Consider the following 14,360-nt stretch of genomic DNA (forward strand, 5'->3'; position numbering starts at 1 on the left):
CTATTTCCTGGCAGCTGATATTCGTGCATATGGCCAGCTGGCCGTCACAGCACCTTCGCCGCATGGGCCGGGTGGGTACGGTTGGCCTTGCGCACGCCTCAGGCATGACCCGGCACGCCAGATCGCTGCGTCTGCCGCATCTGCATGCCCCGCACGAAGAAGAGATACTGGTTGAGGGGGGATGCCACTGCGAACCTCCAATTTTGGGCGTTCCCCGGGGGTGGTTCACCAGCGGGCGCGGGGTAGGCCCTTGGGCAGACGCAGCGGGGGGCGGCGTGATCTCTCACGCCGCCCCCCGCTGTGCGATGGGGTTCTGGGGCCTAGTACTCCGGCTCGTACATGTAGCTGCGGAGGTAGGCGTCCAGGTCGGCGGGTCGGGGCAGCTTGGCCAGGCCGTGCTGGTAGGCGACCTCGGCCACGGCGGTGGCGATCACGTGGGAGACCGAGCGCACCTGGCTGAGCGGCGGGTAGATGCGGCCCTGCTCGATGTCGCTGTCGGCCACCTGCTTGGCCAGGGCCTGGGCGGCGGCCAGGAACAGGTCGTCGGTGACGCGGGCGATCTTGCAGGCCACCACGGCCAGGCCGACCGCCGGGAAGATGTAGGAGTTGTTGCCCTGGCCGGGGACGATGGTCTTGCCCTGGTAGAGCACGGGGGCCGAGGGGCTGCCGGATGCGAAGATCGCGCGGCCCTCGGTCCAGGTGTAGGCCTCCTCGGCGGTGCACTCCTGCTTGGATGTGGGGTTGGAGAGGGCGAAGATGATCGGGTGCTGGTTGAAGCGGGCCATGGCCTCAACCACGGGCTGTGTGAACATGCTAGCCTGGCCGGCCACGCCGATGATCGCGGTGGGGCGCAGGGCCTCGACGGCGCTGAACAGGTCGGGGGCGAAGGCGTGCTCGTGGGCGAACTCTCGCTTGTGGGCGTTGAGGTCGGTGCGGGAGGCGACCACCAGGCCCTTGGAGTCGACGAACCAGCAGCGGCGCAGGGCCTCCTCGTGGCTGAGGCCATCCTGGACCATGGCGGCCACCACCATGTGGGCGATGCCCACGGCGGCCTCGCCCGCGCCGAGGAAGACCACCTGCTGGTCGCGCATCTGCTGGCCGCTGATGCGGAGCGCGCTGTAGAGCCCGGCCAGGCCGACCGCACCGGTGCCCTGGATGTCGTCGTTGAAGAGGCTGAGGCGATCGCGGTAGGCGTCGAGCAGGCGGAAGGCGTTGGCGTTGCCGAAGTCCTCCAGCTGGACCATGGCGTCGGGGAAGCGCACCTGCACGGCCTGCATGAACTCCTCGATCAGGGCGTCGTACTGCTCGCGGGGGGCGCGGCGCTGCTGGAGGCCGATGTACATCGGGTCTTCGAGCAGGGCGGGGTTGTTGGTGCCCACGTCGAGCGTGATCGGGAGGCACTGCCAGGGCGGCACGCCAGCGCAGCCGGTGTAGAGCGCCAGCTTGCCGACGGGGATGCCCATGCCGTTCGCGCCCAGGTCGCCTAGGCCAAGGATGCGCTCGCCGTCGGTGACGACGATCACGCGCACATCGTCCTCGGTCCAGTTATTGAGGATCTCGGCGACGTGGCCCATGTCGTTGATGGAGATGTAGAGGCCGCGCGAGCGCCGGAAGATGTGGCCGTACTCCTGGCAGGCCTGGCCGACGGTGGGGGTGTAGACGATCGGCATCAGCTCGGTCAGGTGGCTGACCAAGGTGCGGTAGAACAGGGTCTCGTTGCGATCCTGCAGGGCCATCAGGAAGATGTATTTCTCAAGGTCGTTCGGCTTGCGCCGCAGGTTGCCGAGCACGCGCTCGACCTGCTCGTCGAGCGTGAAGACGCGCGGCGGCAGCAGGCCGCGCAGCCCGTAGGCGTCGCGCTCCTCCTGGGTGAACGCCGTGCCCTTGTTGAGCTTCGGGTCGTGGTGGCGGGAAAGGCCGGTGATCTCCTCACATAGCTGAGACATAGAATCCCTCGTTGGATGTGTATATGGCTGATCGTTGAAGAGGCTTTGGGCTGAGTCTCTGGGAAGTCGCCAGTATCGTACCGCAGGAATAGTCTCTTTTTGGGAAAAGTTTATGCTTGCTGCGTCTACACATCTTTACCATTTGATTTGTGACGCTCGACACGTCGTGGCAGATGCGCGTCTATCACGTCGCTACGCATCTTGCAAACGTTTCCGCGCAGGCATCGATGTGATCTGAAGTCTTTTTTTTCATAGATATGGGGTATCTGTTCATCGATGTGCCTGCAGATGTGTTAGGGAGATCCCCTGCATCATCCAGCTATGCTATACTGGCGCGGCATCCTGCGCATCTGCGCACCGTGTGAGGAACCCCTACCATGACATCCATCACCATCCTTGGCGGCGGGGTCGCCGGGCTGACAGCTGCGGTGCAGCTGGCCGAGCGCGGCCTGCGCCCCCTGCTGCTTGAGGCCGAGCCAGAGCAGATCGGCGGGCGGCTGCGCGACACCCCGCCGGTGACGGTCGAGCACGCGGGCGAGGCGTGGAGCTTTCCCGCCGAGCACGGCGTCCACGGCATCTGGTCGCCCTACCGCAACCTGCTGGCGCTGCTAGAGCGCCACGGTATCACCCCCGACATGGCGCCATCGCGCGAGGAGACCTGGATCTACGGCGAGGGCCGCAGCGTGCGGATGGCCCACATCGGCAGCGCCATCCGGGGCAGCTGGGTGCCTGCGCCGTTCCACTACCTGGCGCTGTTCCTACGGCCCAGCTTCCTGGCTATGCTGACGCCCGCCGATATCGTGTCGATGTTCGCGGTCGAAGGCTCGCTGATCGGCGTGATGGCGATCGACCCGCTGGCCGAGGGCAAGTCGCTGGCGGGCATGACGCTGGCCGACCTCACACGGGGCTGGTCGCCGCGCATCCGCAGTCTGTTCGCCGGGCTGGCGCGCAACGCGCTGGCGGCGCACCCCGAGCAGGCACCGGCGGCGGGGTTTATTGCCTTCCTGCGCTTCTACACGCTGCTGCGGCGCGATGCCTGGGGCTTCCACTACCTGCGCGGCACGGGCGGCGGCGGCATCAGCGGGCCGCTGGCGGCGAAGGCGCGCGAGCTGGGCGTGGAGATCCGGCTGGGTAGCCGGGCCACGCGGCTGGAGCGGGCGGGCCAGGGCTGGCGCGTGACCTACGAGCGGGGCGGGCAGGAGCACGCGGTGGAGAGCGAGCAGGTGGTGCTGGCGCTCGACTCGCCATCCGCCGCGCGGCTGCTGCGCGACAGCCCGCCCACCGCCGCGCAGGCCGCCGACATGGTGTTCCCCGCCGGGGTTCCCACCGTGATCATGCGCTTCTGGTATGACACCACGCCCAAGGGCGCGGTGGCCGAGACGGGGATCTGCACCGGCGATTTCCTGGTGGATAACTTTTTCTGGCTGCACCGCCTGCAGCCCGCCTACCAGGCTTGGCACGAGGCCACCGGCGGCAGCGCGGTGGAGGCCCACATCTACGGCCCGCAGGAGATCGCGGATCGACCGGACGGCGCGCTGCTGGCCCAGACCAGCTTCGACATGGCCCGCGCCTTCCCCGAGCTGCGCGACCGCATGATCCACTGCACGATCGACCGCAACCCTGCGACCCACACGCTGTTCACCCCCGGCGCCCCAGAGCGCTCGCTGGCGGTGCGCACGCCCTGGCCCGGGCTAGTGGCCTGTGGCGACTGGGTGTTCGACCCCAACCCCGCGCTGTACCTGGAGCGGGCGACCACCACCGGCATGCTGGCGGCCAACGCCGTGCTGGAGGCATGCGGGCTAGAGCCGTGGCCGCTGCTGCCCCACCCCAGCCCCGAGCCGCTGGCCGGGGCGATGGCGCGCGGCCTCCAGCGGCTGCGCCACGCGATGCTCCGGCGGCGGGCGCGGGGCAAGGAGTAGGTGTCTTTCTGCTTGCGCTGAGCATCTGCTCAGAGGAACGCCATGGAAAGCCTTATCAACTCGTGGATCTGGATATCGTCACGCTGCTTCAGCAGGCCGGGGTGGCGATGGATTTTATCGATGTGGGTGTTGTTGGGGATACGCCCGCGTGGCGAGGCCCGATGGATGCGGCGGTGGCGCTGCTGCCGATCGCGGTGATGGCGGGCGGGTTTATGTTTTTCACGCGGTACGCGCGCGTGGTGAGGGAGAGGCAGCCGCGCTAGGCGGCAGGCCGCATGGGGTATGACAGCGGGGTGGACGCAGATGCGCCCGCCCCGCTGTTGTTTTGGGACGCCCGCTACGCGCCGCTCTCCTGCACCAGCGCCCGCAGGATGGTGCGCTGGCCGATCAGGCCCTGGGCGCGGCCCTGCTCATCCACCGCCGCCAGCCAGGCGCTGCCCTGCTCGTGCAGCAGCGCGATGGCCTGATCGTACCCGGCGGCGGTGGGTAGGCTGGGCAGGGGCGCGAGCGGCAGCGAGGCCACGCGGGTCTCGCCCAGCAGCTCGGCCAGGGCCGGGCTGCTGGGCTGGCCGCTGCGGAAGAAGGCCACCAGCGAATCGCGCAGGGGCGGCTCGGCCCCGGCCAGCAGCGCGCCGATGTCGAGCACGCCTAGGGGGTGGCCGTTGTCGAGCACCACCAGCGGCACATCGCCGACCTCGGCGAGCCGCTCGATGCCCTCGTTGGCCAGGGCGTAGCCTAGCACCGACTTGCGCACGCCCTGCATCAGCAGCCCGATCGGCGAGGGCCGCTCGGCGTCGCGGATGGGGCTGTCGGATGCGGCGCGGCTCTCCTGGGCGGCCTGGAGCGCGTGGCTGGTGGTGAAAATGCCGTGGAAGCGGCCCTCGCGATTGGTGACGGGCACCTCGTCGAGGCCCCACTCGATCATGGCCTTGGTGGCCTGCAGCACCGACGAGTCGACCGAGAGCGCCAGCACCTCGCTGCGGATGGCCTGGGCGAGCGGCGTGGCCTCAAGCGGGGCCAGCAGCGCGGCGCGCTGGGCCTCGGGCAGGGCGGCCAGCAGCTCGGGGGCGAGCTGGGCGTGGCGGCGCATGTCGGCGTGGCTGAAGGTGCCCACCAGGCGCTGCTGGTCGTCGGTGATCGGCAGGGCGCTGTGCGCCCCCAGCATCAGGCGGATGGCGTCGGCCACGCTGCGGTGGGACGCGATGGTGGCCACATCGCGGGCGGCCAGGTCGCCCACGCGGCGCTCACCGAACGGCCCGCTGCTGCGCAGGGTGGCGCGGTAGATCTGCACCTGCTCGATGGTGATCAGGGCGTCGGGCAGCAGCGCGTCGAGCGAGGGCAGGATGCGGCCCACGCGGTCGGCGCGGTCGATCCACTCGATCACCACCGGCAGCTTCTGGTTGGGGTCGCCGCTCTCGGTGGCCAGCCGCTGGCTCACGCCGAACCCGGCCAGCCCGCGCAGCGCGGTCGCGCCGGTGGCCCCGGCCTCGCGCAGGGTCTCAAGCGTAGCCAGGTAGCTGGGACGCCCGCTGATCGTATCTTTCTCGCTCAGGTAGATTCGTACACGCTGAACGCTGTCGGATTGCATGGTGGTTTCCTGCTGCTATCGCGCATAATTGCTGCGATTATACCAGAGCGCGCCTCGCCGCCGCCATAGCCGCATGGTCAGATCTTCGCGCGGGGCTGCCCTGCGCTGTCTATGATGGACACTCGTAATAGCGCTGTGGTAGGGTACGCCGAAATGTGCTGGGAAACCGTTCTTTCTTGCGAAGGAATTGTGGTACCTTGATTAGCAAACCAGCGGAGCGCTCGCCCAGGGCGTGGGTCGGGCGCTCCGCTTTCGGCATATGCTGCCGATAGAAGGAGGCATGGTATGGCGGTTGTGCTTGAGCTGACGGCGATCACTGGCGATGAGCGCCGCAAGCAGTTTCTTGCCGAGAAGCGGGTGACCTCAATCGGCAGCGCCCCTGGCAACGATCTGGTGTTCTACGAGCGCCACGTCGAGGAGCGGCACGCGGAGATCCACCAGATGTTTGGCCACTTCTTCATCATCCCGCTCACGCCGAATGGGCGCGGCGTGTCGCTCAACGGCGTGCCGGTCTCGGGCCGCAGCCGTTTGGCGGCGGGCGATGTGCTGACGCTCGGGGCTACCAGCTACCGCATCTCCATCGGTAAGGCGAGCTAACCCTGCACCAGGGCCAGCTCGCAGCTGAACCCAGGCCCCAGCACCGCCAGCACCCCATACTCGCCCGGGCGCACCGACCCCTCGCGCAGAAACCGATCGAGCACGAAGAACACCGTGGATGACGACATGTTGCCGTGGTCGCGCAGCACGCCGCGCGTATGGCGCAGGCGCTCGGGGTCGATGCCCAGCGCATCCTCGTAGGCGCGCACCACCTTGGCGCCGCCGGGGTGCAGCACCCAGTGGGCCACGCTGTCGAGCGTGAGCCCGTGGGCGGCCAGCAGCTCGGCCACGTTGTCGCGCATCAGCGTCTGCACGATGTGTGGGATGCGCGGCGAGAACACCACACGCATGCCGGTGTCCACGATATCCCAGCCCATCACCTCGCGGGTGTCGGGCCAGAGCGTGCTCTGGGTGGCCAAGATGCGCGGCCCGGCCTGGGCCACGGCGTCGCCCTCCACCAGCAGGGCCGCCGCGCCGTCGGAAAAGAGCGAGGAGGCGATCAGGTTGCGCTTGGAGAAGTCGTCCCACTGGAAGGTCAGGCTGCACAGCTCGGATGTGACCAGCAGCACTCGCTCGGCGGGGTGGGCCAGGGCATAGTCGTAGGCGCGGGCCAGCCCGCCCACGCCGCCCGCGCAGCCCAGCCCCCAGATGGGTGTGCGGCGGGTGTGCGGCCCCATGCCCATGCGGTTGATCAGCATGGCATCCAGGCTGGGCGCGGCCAGCCCGGTGGTGGTCACGAAGATCAGGTGGTCGATATCGCCCGCGCCCAGCCCCGCCGAGCGCAGGCACTGCTCGGCGGCCTGCTGGGCGATGTCGGTGGCGACCTGGATGAACAGGTCGTTGCACTCTTTGAAGCTACGGGGCGTCTGGAACCACTCCAGCGGCGCGGCGATGGCGCGATTGTCGATCTGGGCGTGGGCGAACACGCTCATATAGCGGTCGATGCCGGGGAAGGCCGGGCCGAAGTAGGCGCGGGCGAAGTCGCGGGCCTGATCCTGCGCGACCTGGTGCGGCGGCAGCGCGGTGCCGATGGCGCGAATGCTGGGCATAGAATCTCCTTCTTGTGTATCCTGCGCTCTGCTCAGCAGGATGGCGGCCATGCTATCAGGAAAACGCACGATGTCGCTGGCCGGATTCAGCTTTCGCCTTTTTGGTGGCGCAAGCAGCGTGGGCGATCTGCTCTAGCCCGCCGCGCTGGCGCTGCGCCGCCTGCGGTACTGCGCGGGCGTCAGGCGCACCTCGCGCTTGAAGGCCTTGCGGAATGCGCCCTCGGACTCGTAGCCCAGCCGCTCGGCGATCTCCTCGGTCGGCATGCTGTCCTTTTTGAGCAGCCGGGTGGCGCAGTGCATGCGCCAGCGCGTGAGGTAGCGCATGGGCGGCTCGCCCACCAGCTGCGTGAAGCGGGCCGAGAAGGCCGAGCGCGAGAGCGCGACGGCGCTGGCTAGCTCCTCGACCTTCCACTGGCGCTCGGGGTGCTGGTGGATCAGGCCGACCGCGCCGCCGATTGGGCCGTCGCGCAGGGCCGCAAGCCAGCCGGTGGCCGCCGCATCCTGCTGCTCGATCCACACGCGGAGCATCTGGATCACCAGCAGTTCGGCGAGGCGGCTGAGCACCGCCCCTCGGCCTGGCTGGGGTGAAGCCGACTCGCTGGCGATCAGGTTGACGATGGCGGCGAAGGCTGGTTGCATGTGCCCGTGCGCGCCGGGGATGTGGATCACGTTGGGCAGCAGGTGCAGCAGCGGGAAGAGGCCGGGGTGCTCGAAGCGAAACGCGCCGCACAGCAGCGCCTGGTCGGTGCGCCCGCCCGCGCTGGGGAAGATCTCGTAGGGCTGGCCTATGGTGTGGTCGAGCGGGACGGTGTAGCTCAGCGGCGCGGCGGGGTCGTCGCAGATCGTGTGGGCCTGCCCCCTGGGGAAGAACACCACGTCGCCCTGCCCCACCTCGATGGCTCGCTCCTCGCCCTCCACAAAGATGTAGCCCGCGCCAAATCGCAGCATGTGAAAGACGCTGTCGCTCGATGCCAGGAAGGCCACACGCCAGCGCGGCGTCAGCTCGCGGCGCGAGGAGAGCCAGCCCTTTAGCTCTAGGCCGTTGAGCACATCGGTGAGCACATCCATCACGCCTCCCTCTCTGGACGATCAGACCCATATCTGCGATATTATAACCTTATCCGTCTTCTCTGTCCGCCCTAGAATAGGCGACATCGAATCAAGATCTGCAATATGGGAGAAGACAGATGAAGACGATCCTCTGGGCCACCCTCACCGCCAACGGCAACTACGCACGCTCACACGTGCAGCCGCCCAAGCCCGAGACGCTCGCCGATTTTGCCGACCACGTGCGCCAGGTGGGCAACTTTATCGTCGGGCGACGGACGTTCGAGAACTTCGCCGCAGGCGGGCCGAACAGCCCGAGCCCGTTTGCTGGGGTTGACATCGTGGTGGTCTCCCGCCAGCCGCTGCCCCTGCCTGCGGTCGCGCCTGACCCGCAGGCAGCGCTGGCCCTGCTGGAGGCCAAGGGCCACCAGACCGCGCTGATCTCGGGCGGCGAGACCCTGCACAACGCCTTTCTGGCGGCGGGGCTGGTGGATGAGCTGGTGCTGAACATCGTGCCCGTGCTGGAGGATCGCGGGCTGAACATCCTGCTGCGCGAGGGCGACTACCGCGAGCTGCGGCTGCTGGAGCAGCGCCCGCTGGGGTCGGGCATCATCCAGCTGCGCTACGCGCTGGCGCGGTGAGCCGAGGGTGAAAAAACGCCCCGCCGATGCACATGGCATCGGCGGGGCGTTGTGCTGTGCTAGGCCAGGGCCTGCGCGGCGGCCTCTAGGCGGGCCAGCGTGCGCTCCTTGCCTAGCGCCTCCAGTGTCTCGAACAGCGGCGGGGCCACGCTGCGGCCCGTGACGGCCACGCGGATCGCGCCGAAGAGCTGCCCGGGCTTCAGGCCCAGCTCCTCGCAGAGCGCGCGCAGCTGCTCCTCAAGCTGGGCGTGCGACCAGCCCTCGGCGGGGGCCAGCTTGGCGCGGGCGGCCTGGAGCGCGGCCAGCGTGCCCGCCTGGTCCATCTTCTTGGGGATGAGCAGCGCCGTGTCGGGGTAGCTCACATCCTTGAAGAAGAACTCCAGCAGCTCGGGGGCCTGCCCCAGCTCCTCCAGCCGCTCGTGCACCAGCGGCACCAGCGTGCGCAGGTAGTCGGCGCTGGCCTCGAACCCGGCGCTGGCCAGGAAGGGCAGGATCTGCTTGGCCACCTGCTCGGGCGAGAGCTTGCGGATGTAGATGCCGTTCATGTCGCGCAGCTTCTCGGGGTTCCAGCGCGCTGGCGAGGACTGCACGCGGTCGACGGTGAAGCGCTCGACGATCTCATCCCGCGTCATGATCTCGGTGTGGTCGTCGTAGCTCCAGCCCTGGAGCGCCAGATAGTTGAACATGGCGTCGGCCAGGTAGCCGCGCTCCCAGAAGCGGTTGGCGGCCACGTCGTCTTTGCGCTTCGAGAGCTTGCCCTTGCCGTCCTGGCGCAGCACCACGGGCAGGTGCGCGAACTGCGGCTGCTCCCAGCCGAAGGCGCGGTACAGCAGCACGTGGTAGGGCGCGCTGGGCACCCACTCGTCCGAGCGCAGCACGTGGGTGATGCCCATCAGGTGGTCGTCGACCAAGTGGGCCAGGTGGTAGACCGGCATGCCCGTGGTCTTGAGCAGCACGATGTCGTAGAGCTGGTCGTTGCCGATGCTGATGCCCTCCTCGCCGCCTCGGATGAGGTCGGTGAAGTGGGTGGTGCCCTCGGTCGGCACCTTCAGGCGCACGGTGTAGGGCTTGCCGGTGGCGGCCAGCTCGCGCTGCTGGGCCAGCGTCCAGTCGCGTTCGGGGCCGCGGAAGCGAAACGCCTTCTGGCCGCGCGCGTCGGCCTCGGCGCGCAGCTGGTCCAGCTCCTCGGGGGTGGTGAAGGACATGTAGGCGTGGCCGCTCTCCAGCAGCTGCTCGACGTAGGGCTGGTAGATCCCGGCCTGCTTGCGCTCGGACTGCACGTACGGCCCGTGTGGCCCGCCGATGTCCGGCCCCTCGTCCCAGGTGATGCCCACCCAGCGCAGCGAGTCCATCAGGTTGTCGGCGGCACCCTCGACAAAGCGCGCCTCGTCGGTGTCCTCGATGCGCAGCAGGAACTGGCCGCCGTAGTGCTTGGCGAACAGCCAGTTGAACAGGGCGGTGCGCACGCCGCCGATGTGGAGGTATCCTGTCGGGCTGGGCGCGAAGCGCACGCGCACCGGGCCGGTGATCTCTGCCATGGTTGACCTCATCTTGCTTGGCGCGCGCGGCTAGGCATAAAAATGCGGGCCAGTGGCCCAGGCTGCGCGCGACCGTTCATCTTCAGACTGGGGGATATTATACCTGAGAAATGCGCCGCTGCGCGCTCGCTCGGCGGCGCGGTTTGCCACCAAGACACCAAGGAAGAAACGGGGGCGCACCCCGCGAAGGCTTAGCGCATGATGTTTGCGCCTGTTTCGTTTGGCTGACCGCTAGCGCGCGGGGCGAGATGCCTATTGGGGGATTGAACGAGCGCGATGGGATGTGGTAGAATATTTTGCCGTTATATGTTGTTGAGGTTTGCTATACACAATTTTTACCACAGAACATATTTTCTAGGAAAAGAAAGGCAAGTGGGTGCATATTTCACGAATAGAAATTGTGAACTTTCGAAACTTCTCCAATCTGGAAGTGTTTTTAGGAGAGCATGCCGTAATAGTTGGTGAAAACAAGGTTGGTAAGTCTAATTTGCTATATGCATTGCGGTTAATTCTTGACCCCTCCCTTTCTGATTCTGCCCGGAATCTTCGTCAAGAAGATTTCTGGGATGGTCTTAATCGACCTCTTACTAAAGATCACCAGATCACCATTTCTATAGATATTACAGATTTCGAAAACAACGAAAATTTGTTGGCTATTCTGGCTGAACATTTGATTCAACCCAATCCGATGGTAGCTCGACTAACATATGTTTTTCAGCCGCTTCCAGGACTTCAGGGTAATCCGGTCAAAGATGCTGACTATGAGTTCTTTATATATGGTGGTGGCCGATTAGGAAATCGTATTAGTTATGAGGTTCGGCGACGCCTTCCACTTGAGTTGCTGCCAGCATTACGTGATTGCGCGAACGATCTAGAAAGATGGACACGCTCTCCTCTCCGACCACTCTTGAATAAAGCTGCTAGCACTATTACTCAACCTTTGCTTGAAGAACTTGCAAAAGGGGTAGATGAAGCTACAGAGAGAATAGCACATGTCCCTGAAGTCGATAAAGTTGCGAGATCTATCAGTAGTAAACTTGAGAGAATGGTTGGCTCAGCGCAGATGCTGGATAATGTTCTGAGGTTTTCATCGGCTGATCCGGATATGCTTATTCGAACCCTTCGATTGTTTATTGATGGTGGAAAGCGTGGGATTGGAAATGCTAGTTTGGGCTCTACAAATCTGCTTTACTTTGCGCTGAAGTCACTAGAGTATGACCAACTAGCAGAAGATGGAGATCGAGACCACACTTTCTTAGCAATTGAGGAGCCTGAAGCCCATCTTCACCCGAACTTGCAACGGTTAATCTTTCGGCATTATTTGAGGCCACGTGATGCCGCTGAGAACAATATGGTTGGACCATCCTCTACTATTCTAATGACTACTCATTCACCCCATGTAGTAAGTGTAACTCCTATAAAAGATCTCGTATTGTTACGGCGTAATAATTCTGGCAATGCAACAGAGGCTGTTTCAACCGTTGGCCTAAATTTTTCAGATGCAGACATTGCAGATTTAGAGCGTTATCTTGATATCAATCGAGGAGAGATTTTGTTCGCACGTGGCATCATCCTTGTTGAGGGTGATGCTGAACGATTTCTTCTTCCCGTTTTAGCTAGACAGCAGGGGATTGATCTAGATGAGTTAGGCATTTCTATTTGTTCTGTTTCTGGGATAAATTTTGGACCATATCTTAATTTGCTTGGTCCCAAGGGGTTAAATATACCCGTTATTGCATTTACGGATATGGACCCACCTAAAAAAGACGGAGAAGATCAAGAACCACAAGGACCTAAACGTGTAGCTTATCAGATGTTGGTTCATCTAATTGAAGAAACTATATACCAGGGAAAAGAACTTTACGAATTATTGTCTATGGCGGAAGAATATGGCATATACATTAACGGCTATACATTTGAAGTAGATTTATTTCAGTCAGGTCTTAGTAGTTCGTTTGCTACATCTATGGAAAGCCTTGATTGTAGTAAACCAGCTAAAGAAAGAATGAAAACATGGTCTGTAAACCCAGACTCTCTAGTTATAGAGAAATTTCTAAAAGATATCGAGAGTGTTGGAAAAGGAAGATTTGCTCAGAGACTTGCATCTATTATTTTAATGAATGATGCAAAGGAGTGTCCAGAATATATTGCTAAGGGTTTAGAGTATATCATTAGGAGGTGTCAATATGAATAAGCTTTCCTACATTATTGCATCTGAATCTCTTCGTGATAATGAAGGCCAATGGAGTGCGTATGAGTCCAAAGGTAACTGTGTTATTTTGGCTGGGCCTGGTAGTGGTAAGACTAAGACATTGACAATTAAGATGGCAAGAATGCTGGCTGAAGATATAAAGGCACCTCGAAGCATTGCATGTATTACTTATAACAACTACTGTGTCCGAGAATTGCAACGTAGGCTTTTAGATCTTGGAGTCTATGATGGCGAGAGGGTCGTGATTTCTACACTCCATTCGTTCTGCCTACAACATATTGTTATTCCATATGCCAATATTTCGGGGTTCCCTATCCCAGATATATTGAATGTAGCAACCACTGAAGAGCAAAATGAGTTTTGGGCGATAGCTGTAGCAAGGGTTTTCGGGTCTAGTGAGAACCCACGAGATTTGACGTTTAGACGCGATTTATATAGACACACGCATCTTGATAGAGATAAAGACCAATGGCATGCAGATGATGAGAATATTTCTAAGAGCATTGAATTGTATGAACAAGGTTTATTGGATTCTGGCCTCATTGATTTCGATATGATGATTATTTTTGGTTTAATGCTCGTTGAGAAGTATGATTGGGTGCGTAAATGCTTAAAGGCGCGATTTCCTATTATAGTTGTTGATGAATACCAAGATTTGGGATTTGCACTTCATAGGATTGTATTATCTCTTTGTGTAAAGGCAGGGATACGACTTGTTGCTGTAGGTGATCCAGACCAGTCTATATATGGCTTTACTGGAGCAGATCCATCTTTAGTGCAAGATCTGGCAGGAAAACCAGATATTGAGCGAATACAATTAAAACTAAATTATCGTTGTGGGTCGGCGATTATTCGTGCGTCAGAAATTGCTTTGGGAGAATATAGAGGATTCAGAGCTGGAACAGAAGAATCAGGTGTTTTGTATATTCATGAGAAGCCATCAGGCTTTGATGAACAAGCCAGTTTCATATGTAAAACCATTATTCCTGATGCTATTAAACGGCGGGAGGGAAGGAGATTTGGTGATATTGCTATTCTTTACCGAGATAAGTATCATGGTGATAAAATTTCTATGGCTGTGGAGAATGAAGGATGGGATTTTATTCGGATTGATCAAGGTAATCCATATATACGAACACCTATTATCTTTTGGTTAGAGGATTGTGCGGCTTGGTGTGGTGGAGGCTGGGAGATTGGTAATCCACATCTTTCTGAATTGGTAAGAAAATGGCAAAACTTTAATTATACAGTTACTACTGATGCTGATCGACGTATTCTACGTCATAATTTGGTGAAATTTCTATATTCTCACCGAAATACGGATCAATATTTACGAGATTGGTTATCTGAATTTCGAGAAGCTTGTCTAGATTTTAGTCTTAATCGTGAGCCAAGACTTCGGGAGGAGGTTATAGCTATATCAAAGTTGGCAGGTGTTTGTGATCTTGGTTCTCGTCTAGCCGGATTTACCGTATTGGCTTTTGGAGGGCAGCGGGGTACGGGCACTCATCTTAATCTAATGACACTTCATTCTGCTAAAGGTCTAGAGTTCGATGTAGTTATACTGCCGTTTCTTGAAGAAGGTATCTTGCCAAATTATCGTGCAAAAAAAGAAAAGCAAATGCAAGAAGAGCGTCGCCTTTTCTATGTTGGTCTTACTCGTGCTAGGCATGAAGTTCACCTTCTTTATTCTGGATGGTATTCGACACCATATGGTAGGCATATTAATGGAGGCGAGTCTCGGTTTATCACCGAAGTGAGACACTTAATATCCTAGCCTAGCGACGGCCCGCGCACCCTTGGGTGCGCGGGCCGTCGCTGTG

At 61.2% G+C, this 14,360-nt stretch carries 11 protein-coding genes; 6 read left to right on the forward strand and 5 right to left on the reverse strand.

Translation table 11 applies throughout. The features are described 5' to 3' along the window. Positions 1–320: 320 nt before the first annotated feature. Positions 321–1,946, reverse strand: coding sequence for an NAD-dependent malic enzyme (locus tag F8S13_23020; GenBank protein ID KAB8140625.1), 1,626 nt, complete (start codon positions 1,944–1,946; stop codon positions 321–323). A gap of 377 nt (positions 1,947–2,323) precedes the next feature. Between F8S13_23020 and F8S13_23025 the strand changes: the two genes are divergently transcribed. Beyond that, positions 2,324–3,865: an NAD(P)-binding protein gene (locus F8S13_23025; protein ID KAB8140626.1), complete on the forward strand. Its 1,542-nt coding sequence runs from the start codon at positions 2,324–2,326 to the stop codon at positions 3,863–3,865. Positions 3,866–3,927: 62 nt separating this feature from the next. Beyond that, positions 3,928–4,128: a hypothetical protein gene (locus F8S13_23030; GenBank protein ID KAB8140627.1), complete on the forward strand. Its 201-nt coding sequence runs from the start codon at positions 3,928–3,930 to the stop codon at positions 4,126–4,128. 74 nt (positions 4,129–4,202) lie between these two features. Here the strand turns inward: F8S13_23030 and F8S13_23035 are convergent, their stop codons facing one another. Further along, positions 4,203–5,453, reverse strand: a complete 1,251-nt coding sequence (locus F8S13_23035) for a CBS domain-containing protein (GenBank protein KAB8140628.1) — start codon at positions 5,451–5,453, stop codon at positions 4,203–4,205. Positions 5,454–5,738: 285 nt separating this feature from the next. Here F8S13_23035 and F8S13_23040 point away from each other — a divergent pair, with 285 nt between their 5' ends. Then, positions 5,739–6,050, forward strand: coding sequence for an FHA domain-containing protein (locus F8S13_23040; protein ID KAB8140629.1), 312 nt, complete (start codon positions 5,739–5,741; stop codon positions 6,048–6,050). Here F8S13_23040 and F8S13_23045 read toward each other — a convergent pair. After that, positions 6,047–7,099 carry a type III polyketide synthase gene (locus tag F8S13_23045; GenBank protein KAB8140630.1) on the reverse strand — a complete coding sequence of 351 codons (1,053 nt, stop codon included), beginning with the start codon at positions 7,097–7,099 and terminating at the stop codon, positions 6,047–6,049. The genes F8S13_23040 and F8S13_23045 overlap by 4 nt on opposite strands. A 132-nt stretch (positions 7,100–7,231) precedes the next feature. Beyond that, entirely contained in the window at positions 7,232–8,167 is a 936-nt protein-coding gene (locus tag F8S13_23050; protein ID KAB8140631.1) for an AraC family transcriptional regulator, read from the reverse strand. A gap of 119 nt (positions 8,168–8,286) precedes the next feature. Here F8S13_23050 and F8S13_23055 point away from each other — a divergent pair, with 119 nt between their 5' ends. After that, positions 8,287–8,787 carry a dihydrofolate reductase gene (locus tag F8S13_23055; GenBank protein ID KAB8140632.1) on the forward strand — a complete coding sequence of 167 codons (501 nt, stop codon included), beginning with the start codon at positions 8,287–8,289 and terminating at the stop codon, positions 8,785–8,787. Between the two features lie 59 nt (positions 8,788–8,846). On the opposite strand, the gene F8S13_23060 is transcribed toward F8S13_23055, so the two are convergent. Further along, positions 8,847–10,325, reverse strand: coding sequence for a glutamate--tRNA ligase (locus F8S13_23060; protein ID KAB8140633.1), 1,479 nt, complete (start codon positions 10,323–10,325; stop codon positions 8,847–8,849). Positions 10,326–10,701: 376 nt separating this feature from the next. On the opposite strand from F8S13_23060, the gene F8S13_23065 reads away from it, so the two are divergent. Together F8S13_23065 and F8S13_23070 are read left to right on the forward strand one after the other, a co-directional pair. Then, entirely contained in the window at positions 10,702–12,519 is a 1,818-nt protein-coding gene (locus F8S13_23065; GenBank protein ID KAB8140634.1) for an AAA family ATPase, read from the forward strand. After that, positions 12,512–14,314, forward strand: a complete 1,803-nt coding sequence (locus tag F8S13_23070; GenBank protein KAB8140635.1) for an ATP-dependent helicase — start codon at positions 12,512–12,514, stop codon at positions 14,312–14,314. The genes F8S13_23065 and F8S13_23070 overlap by 8 nt, the downstream gene beginning before the upstream one ends. The last annotated feature ends 46 nt before the right edge of the window (positions 14,315–14,360 follow it).

The sequence above is a fragment of the Chloroflexia bacterium SDU3-3 genome (genome assembly GCA_009268125.1).
GTDB lineage: Bacteria > Chloroflexota > Chloroflexia > Chloroflexales > Roseiflexaceae > SDU3-3.

Excerpts from the sequence above, each read along its gene's own strand:
- F8S13_23020 (KAB8140625.1), bottom strand. The coding sequence starts at position 1,946 with ATGTCTCAGCTATGTGAGGAGATCACCGGCCTTTCCCGCCACCACGAC.
- F8S13_23025 (KAB8140626.1), top strand. The coding sequence starts at position 2,324 with ATGACATCCATCACCATCCTTGGCGGCGGGGTCGCCGGGCTGACAGCT.
- F8S13_23035 (KAB8140628.1), bottom strand. The coding sequence starts at position 5,453 with ATGCAATCCGACAGCGTTCAGCGTGTACGAATCTACCTGAGCGAGAAA.
- F8S13_23040 (KAB8140629.1), top strand. The coding sequence starts at position 5,739 with ATGGCGGTTGTGCTTGAGCTGACGGCGATCACTGGCGATGAGCGCCGC.
- F8S13_23045 (KAB8140630.1), bottom strand. The coding sequence starts at position 7,099 with ATGCCCAGCATTCGCGCCATCGGCACCGCGCTGCCGCCGCACCAGGTC.
- F8S13_23050 (KAB8140631.1), bottom strand. The coding sequence starts at position 8,167 with ATGGATGTGCTCACCGATGTGCTCAACGGCCTAGAGCTAAAGGGCTGG.
- F8S13_23055 (KAB8140632.1), top strand. The coding sequence starts at position 8,287 with ATGAAGACGATCCTCTGGGCCACCCTCACCGCCAACGGCAACTACGCA.
- F8S13_23060 (KAB8140633.1), bottom strand. The coding sequence starts at position 10,325 with ATGGCAGAGATCACCGGCCCGGTGCGCGTGCGCTTCGCGCCCAGCCCG.
- F8S13_23070 (KAB8140635.1), top strand. The coding sequence starts at position 12,512 with ATGAATAAGCTTTCCTACATTATTGCATCTGAATCTCTTCGTGATAAT.